We start from the raw sequence: 23,509 nt of genomic DNA on the forward strand, positions 1-23,509 counted from the left end.
CGCGCCATGCCGCGCCGCTGGCTCAGCGTGCTGTTGGTGCTGCTGGTCGCCATGCTGGCGGTCCTGCAGTACCGGCTGTGGCTGGGCGAGGGCGGCCGGCGCTCGGTCGCGGTGCTGGCCGAGCGGGTCGACCAGCAGGCCCATGAGAACGAGGGCCTGCAGCAGCGCAACGATGCGCTCGCCGCCGAGGTCGAGGACCTCAAGTCCGGCGAGGCCGCGGTCGAGGAGCGCGCACGCAGCGAGCTGGGCATGATCAAGCCGGGCGAGACGTTCTACCGGGTGGTCGAGCCGGAGGGCAGCACGCCGCCGTCCACGCCGGCGCCGGATACCGACGACAGCGAGGCACCTTGACCGCGCCGGCCATCTGGGCGGTGATCCCTGCGGCCGGTCGCGGCACGCGGTTCGGCGGCGCCGTTCCCAAGCAGTACCTCGAAGCCGCAGGGCAACCGTTGATCGCGCACGCACTCGATGCGCTGGCGGGTCATCCCCGCGTCGCCGGCGTCATGGTCGCGCTGGCGCACGACGATCCGCACTGGCCGGGCTGGACCCAACGGCATGGCAAGCCGGTGCTGCGTTGCACCGGTGGCGGCGAGCGCGCCGATTCGGTACTCGCGGCACTGCAGGCGTTGCCGGACGAGGTGGGCGCCGACGCGCTGGTGCTGGTCCACGATGCCGCGCGGCCGAACCTGCAACGCGGCGACCTCGACCGCCTGATCGAAGCCGCCAGCATCGATGCGGACGGCGCGATCCTCGCCGCGCCCGTGCGCGACACCCTCAAGCGTGCCGGTGGCGACAGCCGCATCGTCGCCACCGAACCGCGCGAAGCCCTGTGGCGCGCACTGACCCCGCAGGCATTCCGTCGTGGCGTACTGGCCGACGCCCTGCGGCAGGCGCGGTCCGCCGGCATCATGGTCACCGACGAAGCCATGGCGATGGAGCGCACCGGCGCCCGCCCGCGACTGGTCGAGGGCCGCGAGGACAACCTCAAGGTCACCACCCCGGCCGACCTCGCGCTCGCCGATTACCTGCTTTCCAGACGGAGCGCGAACCCATGAACATCCGCATCGGCCAGGGTTATGACGTCCACGCGTTCGGCAACGGCGACCATGTCGTCCTTGGCGGCGTGCGGGTCCCCCACGACCGTGGCGTGCTCGCCCACTCCGATGGCGACGTGGTGATCCACGCACTGTGCGACGCGATGCTCGGGGCGCTGGCGCTGGGCGACATCGGCCGCCATTTCCCGCCGTCCGACCCGCGCTGGAAGGACGCCGACAGCCGCACGTTCCTGCGCCATTGCAACGCGATGCTCGGCGAACGCGGCTGGCGCCTGGGTAATGCCGATATCACCGTGGTCTGCGAGCGACCGCGGGTCGGGCCGCATTCGCAGGCGATGCGCGAGCTGCTGGCGGCCGATCTCGGCGTGGCGGTCGACGCCATCAGCGTCAAGGCCACCACCAGCGAGACGCTCGGTTTCACCGGTCGCGGCGAAGGCATCGCGGCGATGGCGGCGTGCCTGCTGGTCGGCACGTGATCCCGCAATCCATGGACCTTCCGCGCGCGCATGGCGCCCCTGCGCTGCAGGCGCGGATCCGCACCACCCCGGAGGATTTCCGGGTCGATGAACTCCCCGGGTTCGAGCCCAGCGGCAGCGGCGAACACCTGCTGCTGACGGTCGAGAAGCGCGGCATCAACACCGCATTCGCCGCCAGGCGCCTCGCCGAGTGGGCCGGGGTCGGCGAAATGGCGATCGGCTACGCCGGCCTCAAGGACCGCCACGCGGTGACCCGCCAGCGCTTCAGCGTGCACCTGCCGAAGAAGGTCGCGCCGGACCTGTCACTGCTCGACCGCGACGATGGCGACGAGCGCCTGCGCGTCCTCGGACACGACTGGCATTCGCGCAAGCTGCCGCGCGGCGCGCTGGCCGGCAATCGTTTCGTGCTGGTCCTGCGCGAGGTGCAGGGTGACCGCGCGGCGATAGAATCGCGACTGCGGACGATCGCCGGACGCGGCGTTCCCAACTACTTCGGCGAGCAGCGTTTCGGCCGCGGCGGCGACAACCTCGGCGCGGCCCTCTCCATGTTCGCCGGCCGTCGGGTCGGGCGGGACCAGCGCGGCATGTTGCTGTCGGCGGCGCGTTCGGCGTTGTTCAACCGCGTGCTGGCCCATCGCATTGCGGCCGGCAACTGGGATGCCCGCGGCGCGGATGGCGCGCTCGATGGCGAGGTCTGGATGCTCGACGGCAGTCGCAGCGTGTTCGGCCCGGAGCCGTTCAACGAAACCCTCGCACAACGCTTGGCCGCGTTCGACATCCATTCGACCGGCCCGCTCTGGGGGCGCGGCGAACTGCGCAGTTCGCAGGCCGTGCAGGCGCTCGAACTGGCGGCGCTGGCCGACGACGAGTCGACGCGCCTGCGCGTCGGCCTCGAAGCCGCAGGACTCAAGCAGGAGCGCCGCTCGCTGCGGTTGCGCCCGGCCGACCTGTGCTGGAACTGGCTGGCCGACGACGTGCTCGAGCTGGGTTTCGTCCTGCCGCCAGGAACCTACGCCACCGTGGTCCTGGCGGAACTGGGCGCGATCGCCTGATCGCTGCCGCTCGTCGGAAACCCCCGGCGGGCACTGGCCACGGGCGACCAGCGGCGTATACCGGACGGTGTCCGGATGCTCCGGGCGCAGGGCCACGCCTTGGCCTTGCAGCAGTTCACCGTCTCCGCGAACAGGAGGTCGATCATGAACAGGTTGTCCCGGATCTTCGTCGTTTCGTTGTCGGTTGCCGGCCTGGCGGCCTGCGCCAGCATGGATGAGCAGTCGGCAAGCATCGCGCCGCAGTCTTCCTCCATCGGCGTGGACGGCGCCTATGTCGGTCGTGTCGAGGAGATCGCGCGTCGGCGTGGCATCGAGGTCATGTGGGTGAACCCGCCGACCGAGCGGCAGCTCATCGCCGACGAGTAGCCGTCAGTTTCGCTTCGCCGGCGCCAGCAGCACCAGCACCGCGCCGGTTCCGCCCTGCGCCGGCGGAGCGGAGTGGTATGCCAGCACACTGGCGCGCTGGCGCAGCATGCGGTCGACCAGGTTCTTCAGCACCGGCGCGCCGCTGCTGCCGACATCGTCGCTGCCGCGCCGGCCCTTGCCGTGGATGATCCGCACGCAGCCGACGCCATGGCGTACCGCATCGGCCAGGAAAGCACGCAACAGCGCTTCGGCGGTCCGGGCGTCGGCGCCGTGCAGGTCGAGTTCCTCCTCGGCGGCGATCTCGCCGCGTCGCAGGCGCCGGTAGATCGCGACCGGCAGCCGTTCTTCGCGATGGGCCAGCACGTCGCCGGCCTCCAGCAGGTTTTCGTCGAGCGCGTGACGGAATTCGTCGCGGGCATTGGCCTCGTCCAGCTCGGCCATGCGCGCGCGGGGTTTCGGCCGTGGGGTGGCGGGTGGGGTGTGCTGTTCCGGCAACCTGCGCACCGCACCGATCGCCGCACGGAACAGTGCCGCGTCGTCCTCGTCCTCGCCTCGCTCGCCCATCATCGGTTCCTGCCGTCCATGACCAGAGCCTAGCGCGACGTGACCACGGCGCAACCATGCGGTGAACCTGCACGATCCGGATCCGTGGCCGGGGGGAGGGCGGCGGCGCCTTCGGCTATCATGGCGGTGTCATCGGGGCGGTTGTCCGCCCCGCCTGTTTTTCGGCCGCTGCGGCCGCATTTTTCGCCAAGGGAGTCCATGCGAGTTCTGGTCAGCAACGACGACGGTGTCGACGCCCCCGGCATCCGGATCCTCGCCGAAGGGCTGCGCGCCGCGGGCCATGACGTACTGGTTGTCGCCCCCGACCGCGACCGCTCCGGCGCCAGCAATTCGCTGACCCTCGACATGCCGGTGCGGGTGGTGCAGCAGGATGAACGCAGCTGGCGCGTGTTCGGCACGCCGACCGACTGCGTGCACGTGGCGATCACCGGGATGCTCGAGGACGAACCCGACATCGTGGTGTCGGGCATCAACAACACCGCCAACCTCGGCGATGACGTGATCTATTCGGGCACCGTCGCCGCCGCGATGGAGGGGCGTTTCCTCGGGTTGCCGTCGGTCGCGGTGTCGCTGGTGACCGCCGACCACGTCGGTCGCAACTACGAAACCGCCGCGCGCGCGGCGGCCGAGATCATCGCCCGGCTCAGGACCGACCCGCTGCCGGCCGACACCATGCTCAACGTCAACGTGCCCGACCTGCCGTGGGACGAGATCGCCGGCTTCGAAGTGACCCGGCTGGGAAACCGCCATCGCGCCGAGGCCTGCGTGCCGCAGACCGACCCGCGCGGGCGCCAGTGGTGGTGGATCGGCGCGGCCGGGCCGGAGCAGGACGCCGGCGTCGGCACCGACTTCCATGCGGTTCGCAACCGCCACATCTCCATCACTCCCATCCAGGTCGACCTGACCCGTTACCAGGCGCTGGAGCAGGTCGCCAGCTGGGTCGGCGGACTCGCCGCGTCGTTGGGCCAGGCGTCCGCGGAGCCGGCCCGATGAGCCTGCGGATGCGCCTTCAACCCGAAGCGCTGGGTTCGGGCATGACTTCGCAACGCGTGCGTGACCGCCTGGTCGAGCGCCTGCGTGCCGGCACCCACGAAGGTGGCGGCATCACGGACGAGCGCGTGCTCAACGCGATCCGCACCGTGCCGCGGCACCTGTTCGTCGACGAGGCGCTGGCCACCCGCGCCTACGAGGACACCGCGTTGCCGATCGGCCATGGCCAGACCATCTCGCAGCCGTGGGTGGTCGCCAAGATGACCGAGACATTGCTGCAGACCCGGCCGACCAGGGTGCTGGAGATCGGCACGGGGTCGGGCTACCAGGCCGCGGTGCTCGCCGCGCTGGGGCTCGAGGTGCACACGGTGGAGCGCATCGGCGAGTTGCTGCGCACCGCGCGCAAGCGCTTCCGCCAGCTTGGTCTGAACATCCGCAGCAAGCACGACGACGGCCGCATCGGCTGGCCCGAGAACGGTCCGTTCGACGCGATCCTGGTCACCGCGGCGGGGCCGGCGCTGGTCGATGCGCTGACCGCGCAACTGGCGCCCGGTGGCAGCCTGGTCGCCCCGGTGGGCGCGGCTTCGTCGCAGTCGTTGTTGCGGCTGACCAAGGACACCGACGGCAGGATCTCCCAGCAGGATCTCGGCCCGGTGGTGTTCGTGCCGCTGCTGTCGGGCATGGTCGATTGAGCGCCATGAGCGACCGGGATCCATCGCCGCGCAATGGTTCCGATGCGGCCACGCTGGGCGAACAGCTCGCGTCGATCATCCGCGACCTGCCCGAGGACAGGCTGACCCTCGGCGAACTGCTCGACGTGTTCGGCAACGAAGGCCTGCTGCTGCTGACCATGCTGCTGACGCTGGTGTTCCTGATCCCGGTGTCGATCCCGGGGGTCAGCACGGTGTTCGGTGCGGCGATCCTGCTGGTCGGCATCAGCCGGCTGGTGGGCAAGCCGTTGTGGCTGCCGGCGAAACTCAAGGACAAGGCGCTGCCGGCCGACAAACTGCGGCCCGGGCTGACCGGCGGGATGGTGTGGGTGCAGCGGCTGGAGAAGATCAGTCGCCCGCACCGGTTGCGTTTCTTCGTCGACGGGCGTGCGCAGAACCTCGCCAACAACCTCGCCTTCATCATGGCCGCGGTGCTGTTGATGGCGCCGTTCGGATTCGTTCCGTTCAGCAACACGCTGCCCGCGCTGGCCCTGCTGTTCTACGCTGTCGGCATGATCCAGCGCGACGGCGGGGCGATGCTGCTCGGCCATCTGTCGAACATCGGCACGATCATCTACTTCGGTATCCTGATCGGCGGTGGCAGCGTGGCCGCGCACGAGTTGTTCCAGCGACTCTCGAGCTGATCGGTCCATCGCCGGTGTCCGGCGCCATCGATACCGCTGCCCGGTGTTTGGCCGGACGGCCCTGGAGGAAACAACAAGGCGCATGACCCAGACGACGACTCCCATCCGCGCGACCATTGCCCGTGCGGCCACTGCACGCATCCTGCTGTCGGTCGGCCTGGCGCTTGCGCTGGCTGCATGTTCCAGCACGGTCACCCGCAGCGGCTCGGGCTCGACCCCGAAGTACGGCGCCACCACCGTGGTCCAGCGCGGGGACACGCTGTACCGGATCGCCACCGACAACGGCATCGCCATGCGCGACCTGGCGGCATGGAACGGTATCTCCGCGCCGTACACCATCTACCCCGGTCAGCGCCTGTCGCTGTATCCGGGGGGCGGTCGCAGCACTGCGCCGACCCGGACCGCCGGAACATCAAAGCCCGTTACGCGCCCGACGACGCCAGCCACGACCGCTCCCGCCGCGACCCTGGCCCCCGCGGCCAGCAGCGTGAAATGGCGATGGCCGGTGGATGGCCAGCTGCTGAGCCGGTTCGAGGCGGGCCAGCCGACCAAACAGGGCATCGACATCGCCGGCAGCGGCGGCGCCCCGGTGCGCGCGGCGGGCGACGGCACGGTGGTGTATTCGGGGTCCGGACTGGTCGGCTACGGCGAACTGATCATCATCAAGCACGACGAGCAGTGGCTGTCGGCCTACGGCCACAACCGCAACCGGCTGGTCAACGAGGGGGCGGTGGTCAAGGCCGGGCAACAGATCGCCGAACTCGGCCGCACCGGCGCGTCGCGCGACATGCTCCACTTCGAGATCCGCTACAACGGCAAGCCGGTCGACCCGCTGAGGTACCTGCCGCGCAAGTAGCGGGAGCGGCCCTGGCCTCGATGATGTAGGAGCGACGTAAGTCGCGACGCGTGGATGGTCGAGAGGAGAGGGGGCCTGACCGGTCGGGAGGTCCATCGCGACTTACGTCGCTCCTACAGCGCTGTTGTGGGCCCGGAGCGGCTCAGCCGGGCAGGACGAAGCCGGCGACGACCTTGCGGCCTTCGCTCGCCAGCACGTTGAACGTGCGTGCGGCGGCATCGTTGCCCATCACCTCGATGCCGACGCCCCGGCGCAGGCACTCCGCCAGCACCACCGCCGGCGGGAAGGCCTGGCCGCTGCCGCTGCCGAGCAACAGGACTTCCGGCTGCAAAGCCAGCAACGGCTCCAGGTCGGATGCCTGCATGGCGCGGGCGTCGCGTACTGCCCAGTCCTCGATCAACCGGTCCGGGGCGATCACGAAACTGCGGCCCAGCAGCGAATCGTTGACCCGCGCGGCCACGCCGTCGGCGCCGCGCAGGATGAATTCGTGATCCGGGTTTTCAAGCGTGATCTGCATGGGACTCGGGGCCGGGTCTGGCGACCCGTTCAGCTTCGCGGCAGGACGATCTGGCGCTTGTCCTTGCCGGGACGGTAGATCGCCGCCGTATGGCCGATCCGCTGCACCAGCGCGGCGTCGGTGCGGCGGGTGATCTCCTCGATCATCGCGTCGCGGGCCTCGCGGTCGCTGGCGGCAATCTTGACCTTGACCAGTTCGTGGTGCTCCAGCGCCAGGTCGATCTCGGCGATCAGGGCGTCGGTGATGCCTTTTCCGCCGACCTGCAGCATCGCCTTGAGGTCGTGCGCCTGGCCGCGCAGGAAGCGGGTCTGGGCGGAGGTCAGGACGGTCGGCATCGGGGCACGCGAATGAGGAGTGACAGGGGTCGCAGGGTATCATGCGGGCCATGGCAACCCGCAGCAAAAGCAGCCAGCGCTGGCTGAAAGAACACCATTCCGACCCTTTCGTGAAGAAGGCGCGCGCCGAAGGGCTGCGCTCGCGCGCGGCCTACAAGCTGGAGGAACTGGTCGAGCGCGACCGCCTGCTCAGGCCCGGAATGGTGGTGGTCGACCTCGGGGCCGCCCCGGGCGGCTGGTCGCAGTGGGTCCGCCAGGAGCTGGGCGACCACGACCGCCCCAACGCCGGCCGGGTCATCGCGCTGGACATCCTGGAGATGCCGCCGCTGGCCGGGGTCGAGTTCCTTCATGGGGATTTCAGGGAGGATGCGGTCCTATCGCAGTTGGAATCGAGCCTCGGCGGCAAGCCGGTGGACCTTGTGCTGTCGGATATGGCCCCCAATAAGAGCGGTGTGGATGCGGTGGACATGCCGCGGGCGATGTACCTGTCCGAACTGGCGATGGACTTCGCCGACCGCCACCTGCGCGTCGATGGTACGTTCCTGATCAAGCTGTTCCAGGGCGTGGGTTTCGACGACTACGTGCGCGAGCTGCGGCGGCGGTACGCCAAGGTTTCGATCCGCAAGCCGGCGGCCTCGCGCAAGCGGTCGCCGGAGGTATACGCGCTGGCACAGGGCAAGCGCGCCCAGATTAAATAGACAAGATCAAATAATCCGAGAATTCAATGAACGATCTGGCCAAAAACATGCTGCTCTGGGTGATCGTCGCCGTCGTGCTGATGGTGGTGTTCCAGGCGTTCGGCCCGCGCACCGCAGGCGGCGCGGCCAGCGAGCCGCTGTCGTACAGCCAGTTCGTCGAGCAGGTCCAGGCCGACACCATAGAAAGCGTCAAGATCGGCGAGGATCGCACCACGATCACCGGCGAGCGCAAGGACGGCAGCAAGTTCACCACCTACAAGCCGGAGGACAAGGACCTCATCACCGACCTGCTGCAGCACGACGTCGCGATCACGCAGACGCCGCCGGGCGGGCCGTCGTTCTGGTCGCTGCTGCTCAATTTCCTGCCGATCATCCTGATCATCGCGTTCTGGATCTTCGTCATGCGGCAGATGCAGCAGGGCGGCAGCAAGGGTGCGATGAGCTTCGGCAAGTCGCGCGCCAAGATGCAGGGCGAGGACCAGGTCAAGGTCACCCTCGCCGACGTCGCCGGCTGTGACGAGGCCAAGGAGGAAGTCGGCGAGTTGGTCGAGTTCCTGCGCGATCCGGGCCGCTTCCAGAAGCTCGGCGGCAAGATCCCGCGCGGCGTGCTGATGGTCGGCCCGCCGGGCACCGGCAAGACCCTGCTGGCGCGCGCGATCGCCGGCGAGGCCAAGGTGCCGTTCTTCAGCATTTCCGGTTCCGACTTCGTTGAGATGTTCGTCGGCGTCGGCGCCAGCCGCGTGCGCGACATGTTCGAGCAGGCCAAGAAGCACGCGCCGTGCATCATCTTCATCGACGAGATCGACGCGGTCGGTCGCCATCGCGGTGCCGGCCTCGGCGGCGGGCATGACGAACGCGAGCAGACCCTCAACCAGTTGCTGGTCGAGATGGACGGCTTCGAGGGCGGCGAGGGCGTGATCGTGATCGCCGCGACCAACCGCCCCGACGTGCTCGACCCCGCGTTGCTGCGCCCCGGCCGTTTCGACCGCCAGGTCGTGGTCGGCCTGCCGGACGTGCGCGGCCGCGAGCAGATCCTGCGCGTGCACATGCGCAAGGTGCCGCTGTCGGACGATGTCGAGCCGATGACCATCGCCCGTGGTACGCCCGGTTTCAGCGGCGCCGACCTGGCCAACCTGGTCAACGAGGCCGCGCTGTTCGCCGCCCGCGGCAACGCCAAGGACGTGCGCATGGAGCACTTCGACAAGGCCCGCGACAAGATCATGATGGGCACCGAGAACCGCTCGATGGCGATGAGCGAGGACGAGAAGAAGCTCACCGCCTACCACGAGGCCGGCCACGCGATCGTGGGCCGCATGGTTCCGGAGCACGACCCGGTCTACAAGGTCACCATCATTCCGCGCGGCCGCGCGCTGGGCGTGACCATGTACCTGCCCGAGGGCGACAAGTACAGCTACAACCGCACCGCGATCCAGTCGCAGCTGTGCTCGCTGTACGGCGGCCGCGTTGCCGAGGAGCTGATCTTCGGCGACGACAAGGTCACCACCGGCGCCAGCAACGACATCGAGCGCGCGACCAAGATGGCGCGCAACATGGTCACCAAGTGGGGCCTGAGCGACGAGATGGGGCCGATCGCCTACAGCGAGGAGGACGACGAGGTGTTCCTCGGCCGTTCGGTCACCCAGCACAAGAGCGTGTCCGACGACACCGCGCGCAAGATCGACGAGGTGGTGCGCGGCATCCTCGACAAGGCCTACAACCGCACCACCCAGATCCTCAACGACAACCTCGACAAGCTGCACGTGATGGCCAACGCCCTGTTGCAGTACGAGACCATCGACGCGAACCAGATTGACGCGATCATGGAAGGTCGCGAGCCGGGACCGCCGAAGGACTGGATCAAGTCCGGCCGCACCTCCAAGGACGACCGCGGTGGCAGCGCCGGCGCGATCGGCGGGCCGGCGGCGCAGACCTGACCGCCCGGCGCCCTTGTCAGCGGTGTATCGAAAGGCCAGAGTCCGCTCTGGCCTTTTTCATTGAGCATCGCGATGTTCGACACTGCCCCGAGCCTCGACTGCAACGGTCGTACCCTCGCGCTCGACCGCCCGCGCGTGATGGGCATCGTCAACGTCACCCCGGACTCGTTCTCCGACGGCGGCGCGCATGACAGCGTCGACGCCGCGGTCGCGCATGGCGTGCGACTGGCGGAGGAGGGCGCCGAAATCCTCGACATCGGCGGCGAGTCGACCCGTCCGGGCGCCGATGAGGTCAGCGTCGAGGAGGAGTTGCGCCGGGTCGTTCCGGTCATCGAGCGCTTGGCCCGCGAGACCGCCCTGCCGATCAGCGTCGACACCTCCAAGCCTGAGGTCATGCGGGCGGCGGTGGCGGCGGGCGCCGGCATGGTCAACGACGTCTGTGCGCTGCGCAACGAAGGTGCGCTCGCCGCCGCGGCCGAACTCGGCGTGCCGGTGGTGCTGATGCACATGCAGGGCGAGCCGCGCAGCATGCAGGCCAACCCGCAGTACGACGACGTGGTGTCCGAGGTGTTCCGGTTCCTCGCCGAGCGCATCTTCGCCGCCGAGATGGCAGGCATCGCCAAGAAGCACGTCGTGGTCGATCCCGGCTTCGGTTTCGGCAAGACCCTGCAACACAACCTGGCCCTGCTGGCGCAGCTGCAGCGCTTCGATGAACTGGGCGTGCCGCTGCTGGCGGGCATGTCGCGCAAGAAGATGATCGGCGAACTGACCGCGCGCGATGACCCGCGCGAACGCATCCACGGGTCGGTCGCCGCGCACCTGGTCGCGGCCCAGCGTGGCGCCAGGCTGCTGCGGGTGCACGATGTCGCCGCGATGGTGGACGCATTGAAGGTCTGGAACGCGGTGGCGGCGCAGCCATTACCCAAGGCGAATGCGTCGGCACCGACGATCCGCTGGCCCGACGAGGACTGATCGCGCATGTTCCGTACTTTGGCGAATATTTCGCCACGCCAACCCGGTGGCCCGCCACACCGGGCTCGGCGACACTTGTCCACAGCCTGTTCCGACCCGTTGTCCACAGAGACTGTGAACAACTCGGGCTGAACCATCCGGGCAGGTGCGTTAGGCTGGACTATTCGTGGCCGCTCCGGCGGCCTGATACGCAATGAGGGGACTGCCTGCCTATGACCGCCAACACGCCGTTGCTCATCACGTTCGGGATCTACCTGGCCGTGGTCGTATTGATCGGATTCATCGCCTGGCGTTCGACCAAGACCTTCGACGACTACATCCTCGGCGGCCGTTCGCTGGGTCCCTGGGTGGTTGCACTCGCCGCCGGTGCCTCGGACATGAGTGGCTGGTTGTTGATGGGCCTGCCGGGCGCGATGTACGTCGGTGGTCTGTCGGAAAGCTGGATCGCGATCGGCTTGATCCTCGGCGCGTTCGCCAACTGGAAATGGATCGCCGGACCGCTGCGCGTCTACACCGAGCGTGCCGGCGACGCGCTGACCATCCCTGATTTCTTCACCAACCGCTTCGCCGACCATGACCGCCTGCTGCGGGTGCTGTCGGCGCTGGTGATCCTGGTGTTCTTCGCGGTGTACTGCGCTTCCGGCGTGGTGGCCGGTGCGCGGCTGTTCGAGAGCGTGTTCGGGCTGTCGTACACCGAGGCGCTGTGGTGGGGCGCCGGCGCGACGATCATCTACACGCTGGTCGGCGGATTTCTTGCGGTGAGTTGGACCGACACCCTGCAGGCGGGGCTGATGTTCTTCGCGCTGCTGCTGGCACCGAGCATCATCCTGATGAACAACGGCGGCTTCGATGCCACCGTCGACGTCGTCCGCAATTTCGACGCCGCTCGGCTCGACTGGCTCGGTGGCGGCACGATCGGTTTCGTCGGCGTGCTCTCGGCGCTGGCGTGGGGCCTGGGCTACTTCGGCCAACCGCACATCCTCGCGCGTTTCATGGCTGCCGACAGCGTCCGTACGATCCCGAAAGCACGCTGGATCGGCATGACCTGGATGATCCTGTGCCTGGCCGGTTCGCTTGGCGTCGGGTTCTTCGGCATCGCCTATTTCGCCAACCACCCGGGTGCGGCCGGTCCGGTGAACGACAACGCCGAGCGGGTCTTTATCGAGCTGGCTTCGTTGCTGTTCAACCCGTGGGTCGCGGGCGTGTTGCTGTCGGCGATCCTGGCGGCAGTGATGAGCACGTTGTCGTGCCAGTTGCTGGTCTGCTCCAGCGTCATGACCGAAGACTTCTACCGCGGCTTCCTGCGTCCGGCTGCAAGCCAGCGCGAACTGGTCTGGGCCGGCCGGATCTCGGTGGCGCTGATCGCGTTGCTGGCGCTGTGGCTGGCGCGCGACCCGGACAGCCGCGTGCTCGGCCTCGTCAGCTACGCTTGGGCGGGCTTTGGCGCCGCATTCGGACCGGTGGTGATCCTGTCGCTGTTCTGGCAGCGCATGACCCGCAACGGAGCGCTGGCCGGCATCGTGCTTGGCGCAGTGACCGTGATCGCGTGGAAGCTGATAGCGGTCGACCAGTTCGGCTCGGCGCTGTACGAAATCGTGCCGGGCTTCATCATCGCCACCCTCGGCATCATTATCGTCAGCCGTCTGGACCGCGAACCGCCGCAGGAGATCCAGGCGATGCACCAGCAGGTGCGCCAGAGCCTGCGCGAAACCGGTTACTGACCCGGCGGAAACGCCCCTATCCGGCGCCGCAAGGCGCCCGCGGACCATGCCAATGAACGACACGCGTCCGCGGGCGATTGCACTGATGGGGCCCACCGCCTCGGGCAAGACCGCGCTCGCGCTCGAGTGGGCTGAGCGGTTGGGCGGCGAGATCGTCAGCGTCGACTCGGCGCTGGTCTATCGCGGCCTCGACATCGGCGCCGCCAAGCCCGATGCGGCGGAACTGGCGCGGGTGTCGCACCACCTGGTCGACATCCGCGAGCCATGGCAGCCGTATTCGGCGGCCGAGTTCGCGGTCGATGCGCGCCGCGCGATGGACGACATCGTCGCGCGTGGCCGGCTGCCGATCCTCGCCGGCGGCACCGGGCTGTACTTCCACGCGTTGCTGCAGGGGCTGTCGGCGATGCCCAGTGCCGACGCCGCGACCCGTGCGGCGATCGCGGCCGAGGCCGAGGCGCGTGGCTGGGATGCGCTGCACGCCGAACTGGTCGCGATCGATCCCGAGTCCGGCGCCCGCATCCACGCCACCGATGCCCAGCGGATCCAGCGCGCGCTGGAGGTATATCGCCTGTCGGGCCGCACCATCAGCGCATGGCGCCACGACCCGCCGCCGCCGCGGTTGCCGTTCAAGGTACTCAAGCTGGTGCTGGCGCCCCCTGAGCGCGCATCGCTGCACGAACGCATCGCCCACCGCTTCGACCTGATGCTGGAGGCGGGCTTCCTCGACGAGGTCCGCCGGTTGCGCGTACTCCCCGAGCTGAAGGACCATCCGGTGCCGCTTGAACTGCCGGCCCTGCGTGCGGTGGGCTATCGACAGGCCTGGGAACACCTGGATGGCGCGCTCTCCGCCGGCGATTTCCGCGAGCGCGCGATCTTCGCCACCCGCCAGCTGGCAAAGCGTCAGTTCACCTGGCTGCGCGGCGAGCTGGACGCGCGCTGGTTCGACCCGGCGACCGGTCGCGACGGCCTGGAGCAGGCCCTGGGGATGTTCCTGCCGTAGCCCGGGCGCCGTCTTCCCCGATGCGCCAAGCCGCGCCTGTCCGGCCACGGCGCCATCGGTGGTTCCAGCCGCCCGCGTGCGTAGCACCGCGTCCCGCCAGTTGCGATACCATCGCCCCATCGCCGCTGTGGGGACAGCTCCCGGCGATGCGGTGTCCGCTACAACGGCCGCCGCCCATAACTAGAAACCACTGTTGGGGGAATTTCGATGTCCAAGGGACAATCTTTGCAGGACCCTTTCCTGAACGCACTGCGCCGTGAGCGCGTCCCGGTCTCGGTATACCTCGTCAACGGCATCAAGCTGCAGGGCACGATCGAGTCGTTCGACCAGTTCGTGGTGCTGCTGCGCAACACCGTCAGCCAGATGGTCTACAAGCACGCGATCTCCACCGTGGTGCCGGCGCGCAACGTCCGCGTCGGCCCGGGCGGCGGCTATGTCCAGCCGGGCGAGAGCAATGGCAACGGCGACGATCATGCCAGCGGGTCCGGCGACGACGATTGAGTCGCGCCATTGATTTGTGCCCGTGCCGCAACCATCTGCTGAAGATGCCGGACCGGCGCACAGAGACCATCCTCCTTGTTTGAACGTTCCCGCAAGGGTGAACACGCACTGCTGATCCAGCCCCATGCCGGCGGCCCGCCGGACGAGGGCCTGCTGGAGGAATTCGCCGACCTCGCCCGCACCGCCGGCGCGAGCGTCGCCGCCGTGGTGCCGGCCCGGATCGACCGGCCCAACGCCGCGACCCTGATCGGCAGCGGCAAGCTGGAGGAGGTCAAGGCCGCGGCCGAAGCCAGCGGCGCCGACCTGATCCTGGTCAACCATCCACTGAGCCCCAGCCAGGAGCGCAACCTCGAGCGCGCGCTGCAGCGCCGGGTGGTCGACCGCACCGGCCTGATCCTCGACATCTTCGCGATGCGGGCGCACAGCCACGAGGGCAAGCTGCAGGTCGAACTGGCCCAACTGCGCCACATGGCGACCCGCCTGATCCGCGGCTGGACCCACCTGGAGCGCCAGCGCGGCGGTTCGATCGGCCTGCGCGGCCCGGGTGAGACCCAGCTCGAAACCGATCGCCGGCTGCTGCAGAAGCGGCTGGAGCAGTTGCAGGTCCGGCTCGACAAGGTCCAGGTGCAGCGCACCCAGCAGCGCCGAGCACGCGTCCGCAGCGAACTGCCGCGGGTCGCGCTGGTCGGCTACACCAACGCCGGCAAGTCGACCCTGTTCAACGCCCTGACCGGTGCCGGCGCCTACGTTGCCGACCAGTTGTTCGCGACCCTGGACCCCACCGTGCGCCGTATCGAGTTGCCCGGCGGGGGCGTGGTGCTGGCCGATACCGTCGGTTTCGTCCGCGACCTGCCGCACGAACTGGTCGCGGCGTTCCGCTCGACCCTCAGCGAGGCCCGCGAAGCCGATTTGCTGCTGCACGTGGTCGACGCCGCCGACCCGTTGCGCGACGAGCGCATCCACCAGGTCGACGAAGTGCTGGCCGAGATCGGCGCCGGCGACCTGCCGCAGGTGCTGGTGTTCAACAAGATCGACCGGCTCGCCGAAGTGGGCGAGGGCGGGGAAACCGCCGCGCAGCCCGCCGTCCCGGCGCCGCGCCTCGACCGTCCGGCCGAAGGCCACCCGCGGGTCTGGGTTTCCGCCCGCGAGAGCCTTGGCCTGGACCTGCTGCGTGGCGCAATCGGCGAAGCCCTGCAACTGCGCCAGGTCACCGGCGACATCGAACTGCCCGCCCGCGCCGGCCGCTTGCGCGCGCAACTCCATGCGCTGGGCGCGGTGCGCGACGAACGGCACGGCGAACACGGCTGGCAACTGCGCCTCGACATGGCCGAGGTCGATGCCCTGCGACTGTACGCGCAACCCGACGGCGAGGCGCTGCGGCCGCTGCTGGACGGCGCGTCGCTGGACCGTGCCATCGACGACCGGCCCGATTACGGCCTCGACCTTGGTTGAGGCGAACCCCACCCCCACCTAGAATCATCGGTCGCCCGCGCAATCGCGGGGGCGCCGCCGCGGCCCGGACCGACCGGGCATCGGCACCCATTTCTGAGGAGCAGGCATGGCCTGGAACACCCCTGGCAGCGACAACTCCGGCAATTCCAGCGGCCGGCCGCCCCGCAGGCGCGGTACCGGCAACCCGGTGGATGCGGTCCTGGACCAGCTGCGTGGCCTGTTCGGCCAGGGCGGTGGCAATGGCGGCAGCACGCATATCGGCCGCTGGGTGCTGGTGGCGCTGGCACTGTGGCTGGCCTTCAACTGCTTCGTGCTGGTGACCGAGCAGCAACGTGGCGTGGTGCTGCGCTTCGGCGAGACCGCACGCGTGCTGCAGCCCGGTCCGCACCTCAAGTTGCCGTGGCCGGTTGAATCGGTGCTCAAGGTCAACGCCACCGCGATCAAGACCTTCAGCACCAGCGTGCCGGTGCTGACCCGCGACGAGAACATCGTGCAGGTCGACATCAACGTGCAGTACCGCGTCAGCGACCCGCAGCAATACCTGTTCGGCACCCGCGACGCGGACGCCATGCTGCAGCAGGCCGCGCTGAGCACCGTGCGCGAGCAGGTCGGCCGCTCCACCCTCGACACCGTGCTGGGCGCCCGTGGCGCGCTGGCGGTATCCGCGCGCGACCAGTTGCAGGCGTCGCTGGAGGCCTACCGCACCGGCCTGGTGGTGACCGAGATGAACCTGCCCAACGCGCGCCCGCCGGAAGAGGTCAAGCCCGCGTTCGACGACGTCAACAGCGCCCAGCAGGACCAGGACCGCCTGATCAGCGAGGCCCAGGCCTACGCCGCCCAGGTGGTGCCCGAGGCGCGCGGCCAGGCGGCCCGCGTGCGGACCACCGCCGAGGGCTACCAGGCCGCGGTGGTGGCCCAGGCCCAGGGTGACGCCGACCGCTTCTCGATGCTGGTCGACGAGTACAAGGACGCCCCGGCGGTCACCCGCAAGCGCCTGTGGCTGGAGACCGTGGAAGACGTCCTCGCCGGCAACCGCAAGATCGTCGGCGGCGACTCGCGCCAGCTGATCTACGTGCCGATGGAAGGGCAGGGCGGCACGTCGTCCGGACAGGCCCCGCTGCTGACCCCCGAGGTGCTGGCGCCGGAAGTCACCGCCAGCCCGTCCCCCAGTGATTCCGCAAGTACCCGGAGCGGCCGCACGCCGCGGACCGGCCGTGAGGAGGTGACCCGATGAAATACTCCGCATGGCTGGTACTCGCGCTCGCCGTGGTGCTGGCACTCATGGGTTCGACCTATGTCGTCCGCGAAGGACAGGTCGCGATGGTGCTCAACCTGGGCCGGGTCGACCGCACCGGGATCGATCCGGGCCTCCACTTCAAGTGGCCGATCATCGAGCGGGCGATGGTGTTCGACCGCCGCCTGCAGGTGCTCGACGCCGAGCCGGAGCGCTACCTGACCTCCGAGCGCAAGGACGTCAGCGTCGACTTCTTCGCGGTTGGCATGATCGAGGACGTGCGTGCGTTCTACCGCGCCACCGGCGGCGACGAGAGCATCGCCGTCGACCGCCTCGCGCCGATCATCAAGGATTCGCTGCGCAACGAGATCAACTCCCGCTCGTTGACCGAAATCGTTTCCGGCGACCGTTCCGAGATCATCGGTCCGCAGCTGGAGGCCATCAATACCGGCGCCGGCACTGTCGGCGTGGCGATCGTCGACCTGCGGATCAAGCAGATCGACCTGCCGACCGACAGCCAGGTGATCACCGACGTGTTCCGCCGCATGCGCGCCCAGCGCCACGAGGTTGCCAGCCGCCTGCGCGCGGAGGGCGCCGAGCAGGCCCAGACCGTCCGCGCCCAGGCCGACAAGCAGCGCGCGGTGATCCTGGCCGAGGCCGAGCGCGACGCCCAGCGGCTGCGCGGTGAGGGCGATGCGCGGGCGACCGCGTTGTACGCCGCCGCGGCGCAGAAGGATCCGGGCTTCTACGCCTTCCAGCGCAGCCTGGAGGCCTACCGCAAGTCGTTCGAGGACGGCAACGGCGTGATCGTGCTGGACCGCGACGACGCCTTCCTGCAGTACCTGGGCGACGACCAGTAGCGCCTCGCCACCCCGTGGCGGCCCGCCTTCACGGCGGGCTGGCCCCGGCAGCCGGAAACCCGGATAATGCACAAAAGCCGGCTGGGGGCATTCCCCGCCCGGCTTTTTCTGTGCGCGGAACCTTCCGCCCGGGCCGGCCGCCGCCGGTCCCCTCAATGCTTCAGGAGCATGCGTAATGGGTCAGTCAGTCGTCGTTCTCGGTGCCCAGTGGGGCGATGAAGGCAAGGGCAAGATCGTCGACCTGCTGACGCAGGACATCGGCGCGGTCGTGCGCTTCCAGGGCGGCCACAACGCCGGCCACACGCTGGTGATCAACGGCAAGAAGACCGTGTTGCACCTGATCCCCTCGGGCATCCTGCGCGACGGTGCGCTGTGCCTGATCGGCAACGGCGTGGTGCTGCACCCCGGCGCGCTGCAGAAGGAGATCGCCGAGCTCGAGGCCGAGGGTGTCGAGGTGCGTAGCCGCCTGAAGATCAGCCCGGCCACGCCGCTGATCATGCCGTACCACATCGCCCTCGATCAGGCCCGCGAGAAGGCCGCCGGCGGCAAGGCCATCGGCACCACCGGCCGCGGCATCGGCCCGGCCTACGAGGACAAGGTCGCCCGCCGCGGCATCCGCGTCGCCGACCTGCATTACCCCGAGCAACTGGCCGAGAAGCTGCGCGCCGCGCTCGACTACCACAACTTCGTGTTGACCAAGTACCTGGGCGTGGAGCCGGTCGACTTCCAGCAGACACTCGACGAGGCGCTGGCGTTCGGCGAGTACGTTGAGCCAATGAAGTCCGACGTCGCCGGCATCCTGCACGACCTGCGCAAGCAGGGCGCGCGCGTGCTGTACGAAGGAGCGCAGGGCTCGCTGCTGGACATCGACCACGGCACCTACCCGTACGTCACCAGCTCCAACACCACCGTCGGCGGCGCGCTGGCGGGCACCGGCGTCGGCGCGGACTCGATCGACTACGTGCTCGGCATCGCCAAGGCCTACGCCACCCGCGTCGGCGGCGGCCCGTTCCCGACCGAACTGCACGACGACGTCGGCCAGGGCATCCGCGACCGCGGCCAGGAATACGGCGCCACCACCGGCCGCCCGCGCCGTTGCGGCTGGATCGACATCGTCGCGCTCAAGCGCGCGGTCGCGATCAACGGCATCAGCGGCCTGTGCATCACCAAGCTCGACATCCTCGACGGCATGCCGACCCTGAAGCTGTGCATCGGCTACCAGTACCGTGGCAAGCAGACCGAGTACGCCCCGCTCGACGCCCAGGGCTGGGACGAGTGCGAGCCGGTGTACCTGGAGTTCCCGGGCTGGGAGGAGAGCACCCACGGGATCACCGAATGGGACAAGCTGCCGCCGGCCGCGCGCGCCTACCTGCGCGCGCTGGAAGAACTGTCGGGCTGCCCGCTGGCGATGGTCTCCACCGGCCCCGACCGCGATGCCAACATCGTGCTGCAGGACCCGTGGGCCTGAGGTCCATCACGCAACGGTCGTAAAAAGAGCCCCGCAATAGCGGGGCTTTTTCATTGCGGCCGATCGCCGCGCTCAGCCCGCGTCCTGCTTCTCGTCGGTCGTGCAATTGGCCTTGTGCCAGGCGGCGAATTTTTCGACACCGGCGACGTGTCGGGGGTTGTCCGCCAACGTAGCGGCCACCTCGATGCCCTTGCCGGCGCAAGCAGGGTGTGCGGATCTGGACAGGGCCCGCGCAGGCCGCTCGCTGAACTGTTAAGCCGTGTCGCGCATGTCGTGGCTTGCGCGACCTGATCCCCTTACGTCGCAGCGCGGGAGAGGGGTAAGGTAGCGATCCATCCGGGACCCTGCCTTGAACCCATCCGCCCTACAGCCAATCGACCATGGCGCGCCCCCACCGGTGGACGACGCCGACTACCGCCTGCTGGTCGAGTCGGTATCCGACTACGCGATCTTCCTGCTTGATCCCCACGGGCTGATCCGCTCGTGGAACGCCGGAGCGCAGAAGCTCAAGGGCTACCGCCCCGAGGAAATCATCGGCCGCAGCTTCGAGGTCTTCTATCCGCAGGAGATGATCGACATCGACTTCCCCGCACGGGAACTGAGCGAGGCCAAGCGCCTGGGGCGGTTCGAGGACGAGGGCTGGCGCCTGCGCAAGGACGGCAGCCGATTCTGGGCCAGCGTGGTGATCACCGCGCTGTTCGACGGCGACGGCAGGCACCGCGGCTTCGCCAAGGTCACCCGCGACCTCACCGAGCGCCGCGGGCAGGAAGAACGGCTGCGCCGCAGCGAGGAGCGTTTCCGCCTGCTGGTGGAGGGCGTGCGCGACGACGCCATCTTCATGCTCGACCCCGATGGTCGCGTCGCCAGCTGGAACCTCGGCGCCCAGATCATCAAGGGCTATATCGCCGAGGAGATCATCGGCGAGCACTTCTCGGTGTTCTATCCGCAGGAAAAGAAGGACGAAGGCTGGCCGGCCCACGAGCTGGAAAGCGCCCTGCGCGACGGCCGTTTCGAGGATGAAGGCTGGCGCATCCGCAAGGACGGCAGCCGGTTCTGGGCCAGCGTGGTCATCACCGCGCTGTACGACGAGCACGGCCGCCACTACGGTTTCGCCAAGGTCACCCGCGACCTCACCGAGCGCCGCCGCATCCATACCCTGGAGAACCAGGAGCGCTACCTGTACCAGTTCCTCGCGCTGCTCGGCCACGAGTTGCGCAACCCGCTCGCACCCATCGCCAACGCGGTGTCGATCATGCGACTGGAGGAGCCCGCCTCCGAGCAGATGCGCCGTACCCGCGACATCCTCGAACGCCAGGTCGCGCACCTGGGGCGGCTGGTCGATGACCTGCTCGACGTCGGCCGCATCGTCAGCGGCAAGGTCTATCTCGAACGGCAGCCGCTCGACCTGCGCCAGGTGGTGTCCGAAAGCGTCGAGGCGTTGGCCTCGACCATGCAGGCGCGTCGCCACGAGCTGGTGGTGAACGTGCCCGATGATCCGCTGGTGGTGGAGGGCGATGGGGTGCGGCTGGCGCAGGTGCTCAACAACCTGCTGCACAACGCCGCCAAGTTCACTCCCGAGGGCGGCCGGGTGTGCGTGACGCTGACGCGACGCGGCGATCGCGCCGAACTGAGCGTCGCCGACAACGGCCCCGGCATCGCGCCCGGCGAGCTGGGTCACGTGTTCAAGCTGTTCGCCCAGAGCCAGAAGAGCGGTGGCGACCACCACGGTGGCCTCGGCATCGGCCTGAGCATGGTCCACCAGATGGTCCAGCGCCACGGCGGGGAAGTCAGCGCCTTCAGTACCGGCGAGCCCGGCAAGGGCGTGGAGTTCGTCGTGCAACTGCCGCTGGTGAACGCCGCCGCGCAGCGCTAGAACCAGCGTTTCAGGCGCCCGACAACCAGCGCGACGATCCCCAGCACGACCATCGACCCGGCGGCGATCAGGAAGCCGGACGTCTCGGTGTCGAAGAAGCTGGCCTTGAAGTTCATCCCCAGCATGCCCGCGATCATCGCCAACAAGCCCAGTACCACCGTCGCGAACGTCAGGATCCCCATCGACTTGTTGGTCTGCAGCGCGGTCTGGCTGCTGAACAGCTCGAAGCTGCCGATCACCAGCTCGCGCGCGTTCTCGACCACGTCCATCGCACGCTCGAAATGGATGTCGAGCTTCTCGAAGTGGCGGTCGGCGTCCTCGCCCTCGGTGGGCCGGAAATCGGGGCGCGACATGCCGTCGAACACCACCCGGTGCGGCGCCAGCATCCGCCGCAACCGCGACGCGCCCTTGCGCAACTGACGCAGCTGCGGGAGGCAGTCGCGCTGGCGGCCGGACAGGATGCCGACCTCCATCCGTTCGATGTCCAGCTCGAAATCCGCCACCGCCGCGAAGTAGGTCGACAGGTGCCAGTGCAGCAGCGCCGCGGTGAAACTCTCGGCCGACAGCGCGCCGACATGCGCATCGACATCCTCGCGGTTGCGCTGCTGGTCGAGGTACTCCACCGGCGCGTCGTGGATGGTCAGGACGAAGCGCTTGCCGGCGATGATCGCCACCACCAGGCCCTTGGGTCGCGTGCGCGCATCGTCGCGGGACTTGGCGTCGTCCTCCTTGCTGCTGACCGCGAGGGCCGCGACCCTGACCCAGAACACCTCGCCATTCTTGCCCAGCGCCGGCTCGGTGGCACCCTCGGCGATCGCCTTGCGCGAGCGCTCCGGCAGGTCGAACGCCTCCCACACCCTGTCGATCACCCCGGCATCCGGCGACGCCAGGTCGACCCATATCAGCTGGGATTCGTCCGGTTGCAGGCCGGCGAGGTCGTCCAGGCCCAGGCGTCGGTCGTCGCCTTCAGCATCGAACAGGATGGCGTAGTGGCCGCTGTCGTCCCGGTCACCCTTTGGCATGTCCGACCCCTGTGGGTGTGTCACGGGTCAGCCGAGCATCACCGCATCCGCGGGCGAGGCGGGCAGGGCGGCACCGTCAACGGCATCACCGTCGCGATGGGTGCTGCGCATCCGGTGCCACGCCGCCGCCGCGGCTGAACTGGCCTCGTCCCAGTCCAGCCGGCTGTCGCCGCGGGTGCGGCGGTAGGTCTCGCCGAGGGCGTCGCGCATTTCCTCGAACGACCGGCCGTGGTCGTCGAGGAACGCATGGATGCCGACTTTCAGCGCAGCCTCGTACTCCGCGAAACCCCGGTTGGGGCTGAACGCGGGATGCTCCCGGTAGGCGTAACGCCAGTAGCCCAGCTCCTTGTCGAGATCGACGAAGTTCTGTTGCGCGGCGTCCTGCACGGAGTCGATGTCACTTGCGAACAGCATGGTTCAATCCTCGCGGTGCGGGAGTCGGGGCGGGAATCAAGAGAGCTGCTGCGCGCGCGCCTGCTCCGCGCGGGATGCGCCGATGGCGGTTTCCACCTGCTTGATCTCCTCCGGCGGCGGCAGTACGGCCGGCATGCCCAGCGACTGGATCCACAGTTCCCGGCACCAGCCCTTGGTGTGGTACAGGTGGTGGTCCTCGTCCTGCTCGACCGCGTCATGGGCCTGTTTCAGCGCATCGGTTTCCTCGCCCTTGCCGTGCTCGGCCAGGTGCCCGATCAGCTCCCAGTTGCTGTGGTCCTTGGTCTCCGCCAGCAGCACGCATTCGCACGCCACAAGCTCCGCCGCGGCCGGCTCGCCCTCCGCCAGCGCCATCTCCATCGCCTTGACCAGCGACGCGCCGATATGACCGACCACCTTGCGCCCCGGCGTCATCGTGTCGGGCGACAGGCCGAGCGTTTCGATGAGGTTGGTCATCACCTGCACGTGGGTGCGGGTCTGGTCCAGGTATTCCGAGAATTCCTTGTGCAGGTCCTCGTTGACGGCGCATTTCAACGCGGTCTCGTAGATCTTGACGCCGCCCAGCTCGGTTTCCAGCGACTGGTACAGCAGCTCTTCGAGCTGGGCACGATCGTATTGGGTCTTTTTCATGTGGGGTGCTCCGACGGGGGAGCCACCACACTGGACCGGTGCCGATAACAACCGGGTGAAACGGCCGCATTCATGTGCGGTGGTGGGGCTTAACGCTTCATGCTCGGTGCCACGCATCACGGCCCGCACAAGCGATGGAGATAGGGC

General features: G+C 68.8%; 26 protein-coding genes. 20 read left to right on the forward strand and 6 right to left on the reverse strand.

Features of this window, described 5'->3' with window-relative positions; translation table 11 throughout:
* The first annotated feature begins 6 nt into the window (after positions 1 to 6).
* The 5 genes from ftsB to ACT9AS_RS05675 all read left to right on the forward strand — a co-directional run bounded on the left by ftsB (position 7) and on the right by ACT9AS_RS05675 (position 2,949).
* Positions 7 to 351 (forward strand): cell division protein FtsB, encoded by a 345-nt coding sequence (ftsB, locus tag ACT9AS_RS05655; RefSeq protein WP_445099162.1) that lies wholly within the window; start codon positions 7 to 9, stop codon positions 349 to 351.
* Complete coding sequence (gene ispD, locus ACT9AS_RS05660; protein WP_445099163.1) at positions 348 to 1,055, forward strand: 2-C-methyl-D-erythritol 4-phosphate cytidylyltransferase; 708 nt, start codon at positions 348 to 350, stop codon at positions 1,053 to 1,055. The genes ftsB and ispD overlap by 4 nt, the downstream gene beginning before the upstream one ends.
* Positions 1,052 to 1,531 (forward strand): 2-C-methyl-D-erythritol 2,4-cyclodiphosphate synthase, encoded by a 480-nt coding sequence (gene ispF / locus ACT9AS_RS05665; protein WP_445099164.1) that lies wholly within the window; start codon positions 1,052 to 1,054, stop codon positions 1,529 to 1,531. Before ispD ends, ispF begins: the two co-directional genes overlap by 4 nt.
* A complete protein-coding gene (gene truD / locus ACT9AS_RS05670; RefSeq protein ID WP_445099773.1) occupies positions 1,531 to 2,583 on the forward strand; it encodes a tRNA pseudouridine(13) synthase TruD in 1,053 nt (350 codons plus the stop codon). Before ispF ends, truD begins: the two co-directional genes overlap by 1 nt.
* A 144-nt stretch (positions 2,584 to 2,727) precedes the next feature.
* Positions 2,728 to 2,949 carry a hypothetical protein gene (locus ACT9AS_RS05675; RefSeq protein ID WP_445099165.1) on the forward strand — a complete coding sequence of 74 codons (222 nt, stop codon included), beginning with the start codon at positions 2,728 to 2,730 and terminating at the stop codon, positions 2,947 to 2,949.
* A 3-nt stretch (positions 2,950 to 2,952) separates the two neighbouring features.
* Here ACT9AS_RS05675 and ACT9AS_RS05680 read toward each other — a convergent pair whose 3' ends face one another.
* Positions 2,953 to 3,513, reverse strand: a complete 561-nt coding sequence (locus tag ACT9AS_RS05680) for a Smr/MutS family protein (protein WP_445099166.1) — start codon at positions 3,511 to 3,513, stop codon at positions 2,953 to 2,955.
* A 198-nt stretch (positions 3,514 to 3,711) separates the two neighbouring features.
* Here ACT9AS_RS05680 and surE point away from each other — a divergent pair, with 198 nt between their 5' ends.
* From surE to ACT9AS_RS05700, 4 genes are all read left to right on the forward strand, one after another.
* Complete coding sequence (gene surE / locus ACT9AS_RS05685) at positions 3,712 to 4,506, forward strand: 5'/3'-nucleotidase SurE (RefSeq protein WP_445099167.1); 795 nt, start codon at positions 3,712 to 3,714, stop codon at positions 4,504 to 4,506.
* On the forward strand, positions 4,503 to 5,195 hold the full coding sequence (locus ACT9AS_RS05690; protein ID WP_445099168.1) for a protein-L-isoaspartate(D-aspartate) O-methyltransferase: 693 nt from the start codon (positions 4,503 to 4,505) through the stop codon (positions 5,193 to 5,195). Before surE ends, ACT9AS_RS05690 begins: the two co-directional genes overlap by 4 nt.
* A 5-nt stretch (positions 5,196 to 5,200) precedes the next feature.
* A complete protein-coding gene (locus ACT9AS_RS05695) occupies positions 5,201 to 5,857 on the forward strand; it encodes an exopolysaccharide biosynthesis protein (protein WP_445099169.1) in 657 nt (218 codons plus the stop codon).
* Between the two features lie 82 nt (positions 5,858 to 5,939).
* Positions 5,940 to 6,713, forward strand: a complete 774-nt coding sequence (locus tag ACT9AS_RS05700) for a peptidoglycan DD-metalloendopeptidase family protein (RefSeq protein WP_445099170.1) — start codon at positions 5,940 to 5,942, stop codon at positions 6,711 to 6,713.
* Between the two features lie 142 nt (positions 6,714 to 6,855).
* Here ACT9AS_RS05700 and ACT9AS_RS05705 read toward each other — a convergent pair whose 3' ends face one another.
* Positions 6,856 to 7,230, reverse strand: a complete 375-nt coding sequence (locus tag ACT9AS_RS05705) for an MTH938/NDUFAF3 family protein (protein WP_445099171.1) — start codon at positions 7,228 to 7,230, stop codon at positions 6,856 to 6,858.
* 29 nt (positions 7,231 to 7,259) lie between these two features.
* Entirely contained in the window at positions 7,260 to 7,565 is a 306-nt protein-coding gene (gene yhbY, locus ACT9AS_RS05710) for a ribosome assembly RNA-binding protein YhbY (RefSeq protein ID WP_445099172.1), read from the reverse strand.
* A gap of 50 nt (positions 7,566 to 7,615) precedes the next feature.
* Between yhbY and rlmE the strand changes: the two genes are divergently transcribed.
* The 11 genes from rlmE to ACT9AS_RS05765 all read left to right on the forward strand — a co-directional run bounded on the left by rlmE (position 7,616) and on the right by ACT9AS_RS05765 (position 21,278).
* Positions 7,616 to 8,263 (forward strand): 23S rRNA (uridine(2552)-2'-O)-methyltransferase RlmE, encoded by a 648-nt coding sequence (gene rlmE, locus ACT9AS_RS05715; protein ID WP_445099173.1) that lies wholly within the window; start codon positions 7,616 to 7,618, stop codon positions 8,261 to 8,263.
* A gap of 26 nt (positions 8,264 to 8,289) precedes the next feature.
* Positions 8,290 to 10,197 carry an ATP-dependent zinc metalloprotease FtsH gene (gene ftsH, locus ACT9AS_RS05720; RefSeq protein ID WP_445099174.1) on the forward strand — a complete coding sequence of 636 codons (1,908 nt, stop codon included), beginning with the start codon at positions 8,290 to 8,292 and terminating at the stop codon, positions 10,195 to 10,197.
* 72 nt (positions 10,198 to 10,269) lie between these two features.
* A complete protein-coding gene (folP, locus tag ACT9AS_RS05725; protein ID WP_445099175.1) occupies positions 10,270 to 11,169 on the forward strand; it encodes a dihydropteroate synthase in 900 nt (299 codons plus the stop codon).
* 212 nt (positions 11,170 to 11,381) lie between these two features.
* On the forward strand, positions 11,382 to 12,890 hold the full coding sequence (putP, locus tag ACT9AS_RS05730; protein WP_445099176.1) for a sodium/proline symporter PutP: 1,509 nt from the start codon (positions 11,382 to 11,384) through the stop codon (positions 12,888 to 12,890).
* Positions 12,891 to 12,936: 46 nt separating this feature from the next.
* On the forward strand, positions 12,937 to 13,890 hold the full coding sequence (gene miaA, locus ACT9AS_RS05735; RefSeq protein ID WP_445099177.1) for a tRNA (adenosine(37)-N6)-dimethylallyltransferase MiaA: 954 nt from the start codon (positions 12,937 to 12,939) through the stop codon (positions 13,888 to 13,890).
* A 207-nt stretch (positions 13,891 to 14,097) separates the two neighbouring features.
* Positions 14,098 to 14,391: an RNA chaperone Hfq gene (gene hfq / locus ACT9AS_RS05740; protein WP_445099178.1), complete on the forward strand. Its 294-nt coding sequence runs from the start codon at positions 14,098 to 14,100 to the stop codon at positions 14,389 to 14,391.
* A gap of 75 nt (positions 14,392 to 14,466) precedes the next feature.
* The gene (gene hflX, locus ACT9AS_RS05745) at positions 14,467 to 15,843 is read left to right on the forward strand and encodes a ribosome rescue GTPase HflX (protein WP_445099179.1); all 1,377 of its coding nucleotides are present in this window, start codon (positions 14,467 to 14,469) and stop codon (positions 15,841 to 15,843) included.
* A gap of 106 nt (positions 15,844 to 15,949) precedes the next feature.
* Positions 15,950 to 17,077: an FtsH protease activity modulator HflK gene (hflK, locus tag ACT9AS_RS05750; RefSeq protein WP_445099180.1), complete on the forward strand. Its 1,128-nt coding sequence runs from the start codon at positions 15,950 to 15,952 to the stop codon at positions 17,075 to 17,077.
* Positions 17,074 to 17,937, forward strand: a complete 864-nt coding sequence (gene hflC / locus ACT9AS_RS05755) for an SPFH domain-containing protein (RefSeq protein WP_445099181.1) — start codon at positions 17,074 to 17,076, stop codon at positions 17,935 to 17,937. The genes hflK and hflC overlap by 4 nt, the downstream gene beginning before the upstream one ends.
* A gap of 175 nt (positions 17,938 to 18,112) precedes the next feature.
* Positions 18,113 to 19,405 (forward strand): adenylosuccinate synthase, encoded by a 1,293-nt coding sequence (locus tag ACT9AS_RS05760; protein WP_445099182.1) that lies wholly within the window; start codon positions 18,113 to 18,115, stop codon positions 19,403 to 19,405.
* A 349-nt stretch (positions 19,406 to 19,754) separates the two neighbouring features.
* Positions 19,755 to 21,278, forward strand: a complete 1,524-nt coding sequence (locus ACT9AS_RS05765) for a PAS domain S-box protein (RefSeq protein ID WP_445099183.1) — start codon at positions 19,755 to 19,757, stop codon at positions 21,276 to 21,278.
* Here the strand turns inward: ACT9AS_RS05765 and ACT9AS_RS05770 are convergent.
* From ACT9AS_RS05770 to ACT9AS_RS05780, 3 genes are read right to left on the reverse strand one after another with little or no spacing between them, the layout of a single operon-like run.
* A complete protein-coding gene (locus tag ACT9AS_RS05770; RefSeq protein WP_445099184.1) occupies positions 21,275 to 22,300 on the reverse strand; it encodes a CorA family divalent cation transporter in 1,026 nt (341 codons plus the stop codon). The two genes, ACT9AS_RS05765 and ACT9AS_RS05770, sit on opposite strands and share 4 nt — an antisense overlap.
* 27 nt (positions 22,301 to 22,327) lie before the next feature.
* The gene (locus tag ACT9AS_RS05775) at positions 22,328 to 22,714 is read right to left on the reverse strand and encodes a hypothetical protein (protein ID WP_445099185.1); all 387 of its coding nucleotides are present in this window, start codon (positions 22,712 to 22,714) and stop codon (positions 22,328 to 22,330) included.
* Positions 22,715 to 22,750: 36 nt separating this feature from the next.
* Positions 22,751 to 23,362, reverse strand: a complete 612-nt coding sequence (locus tag ACT9AS_RS05780) for a hypothetical protein (RefSeq protein ID WP_445099186.1) — start codon at positions 23,360 to 23,362, stop codon at positions 22,751 to 22,753.
* Positions 23,363 to 23,509 lie beyond the last annotated feature (147 nt).

It is taken from the genome of Lysobacter sp. F60174L2 (assembly GCF_052547135.1).

Coding starts and splice junctions, on each gene's coding strand:
- ftsB (WP_445099162.1), top strand. CDS start 7: ATGCCGCGCCGCTGGCTCAGCGTGCTGTTGGTGCTGCTGGTCGCCATG.
- ispF (WP_445099164.1), top strand. CDS start 1,052: ATGAACATCCGCATCGGCCAGGGTTATGACGTCCACGCGTTCGGCAAC.
- ACT9AS_RS05675 (WP_445099165.1), top strand. CDS start 2,728: ATGAACAGGTTGTCCCGGATCTTCGTCGTTTCGTTGTCGGTTGCCGGC.
- ACT9AS_RS05680 (WP_445099166.1), bottom strand. CDS start 3,513: ATGGGCGAGCGAGGCGAGGACGAGGACGACGCGGCACTGTTCCGTGCG.
- surE (WP_445099167.1), top strand. CDS start 3,712: ATGCGAGTTCTGGTCAGCAACGACGACGGTGTCGACGCCCCCGGCATC.
- ACT9AS_RS05690 (WP_445099168.1), top strand. CDS start 4,503: ATGAGCCTGCGGATGCGCCTTCAACCCGAAGCGCTGGGTTCGGGCATG.
- ACT9AS_RS05695 (WP_445099169.1), top strand. CDS start 5,201: ATGAGCGACCGGGATCCATCGCCGCGCAATGGTTCCGATGCGGCCACG.
- ACT9AS_RS05700 (WP_445099170.1), top strand. CDS start 5,940: ATGACCCAGACGACGACTCCCATCCGCGCGACCATTGCCCGTGCGGCC.
- ACT9AS_RS05705 (WP_445099171.1), bottom strand. CDS start 7,230: ATGCAGATCACGCTTGAAAACCCGGATCACGAATTCATCCTGCGCGGC.
- yhbY (WP_445099172.1), bottom strand. CDS start 7,565: ATGCCGACCGTCCTGACCTCCGCCCAGACCCGCTTCCTGCGCGGCCAG.
- rlmE (WP_445099173.1), top strand. CDS start 7,616: ATGGCAACCCGCAGCAAAAGCAGCCAGCGCTGGCTGAAAGAACACCAT.
- ftsH (WP_445099174.1), top strand. CDS start 8,290: ATGAACGATCTGGCCAAAAACATGCTGCTCTGGGTGATCGTCGCCGTC.
- folP (WP_445099175.1), top strand. CDS start 10,270: ATGTTCGACACTGCCCCGAGCCTCGACTGCAACGGTCGTACCCTCGCG.
- putP (WP_445099176.1), top strand. CDS start 11,382: ATGACCGCCAACACGCCGTTGCTCATCACGTTCGGGATCTACCTGGCC.
- miaA (WP_445099177.1), top strand. CDS start 12,937: ATGCCAATGAACGACACGCGTCCGCGGGCGATTGCACTGATGGGGCCC.
- hfq (WP_445099178.1), top strand. CDS start 14,098: ATGTCCAAGGGACAATCTTTGCAGGACCCTTTCCTGAACGCACTGCGC.
- hflK (WP_445099180.1), top strand. CDS start 15,950: ATGGCCTGGAACACCCCTGGCAGCGACAACTCCGGCAATTCCAGCGGC.
- hflC (WP_445099181.1), top strand. CDS start 17,074: ATGAAATACTCCGCATGGCTGGTACTCGCGCTCGCCGTGGTGCTGGCA.
- ACT9AS_RS05760 (WP_445099182.1), top strand. CDS start 18,113: ATGGGTCAGTCAGTCGTCGTTCTCGGTGCCCAGTGGGGCGATGAAGGC.
- ACT9AS_RS05770 (WP_445099184.1), bottom strand. CDS start 22,300: ATGCCAAAGGGTGACCGGGACGACAGCGGCCACTACGCCATCCTGTTC.
- ACT9AS_RS05775 (WP_445099185.1), bottom strand. CDS start 22,714: ATGCTGTTCGCAAGTGACATCGACTCCGTGCAGGACGCCGCGCAACAG.
- ACT9AS_RS05780 (WP_445099186.1), bottom strand. CDS start 23,362: ATGAAAAAGACCCAATACGATCGTGCCCAGCTCGAAGAGCTGCTGTAC.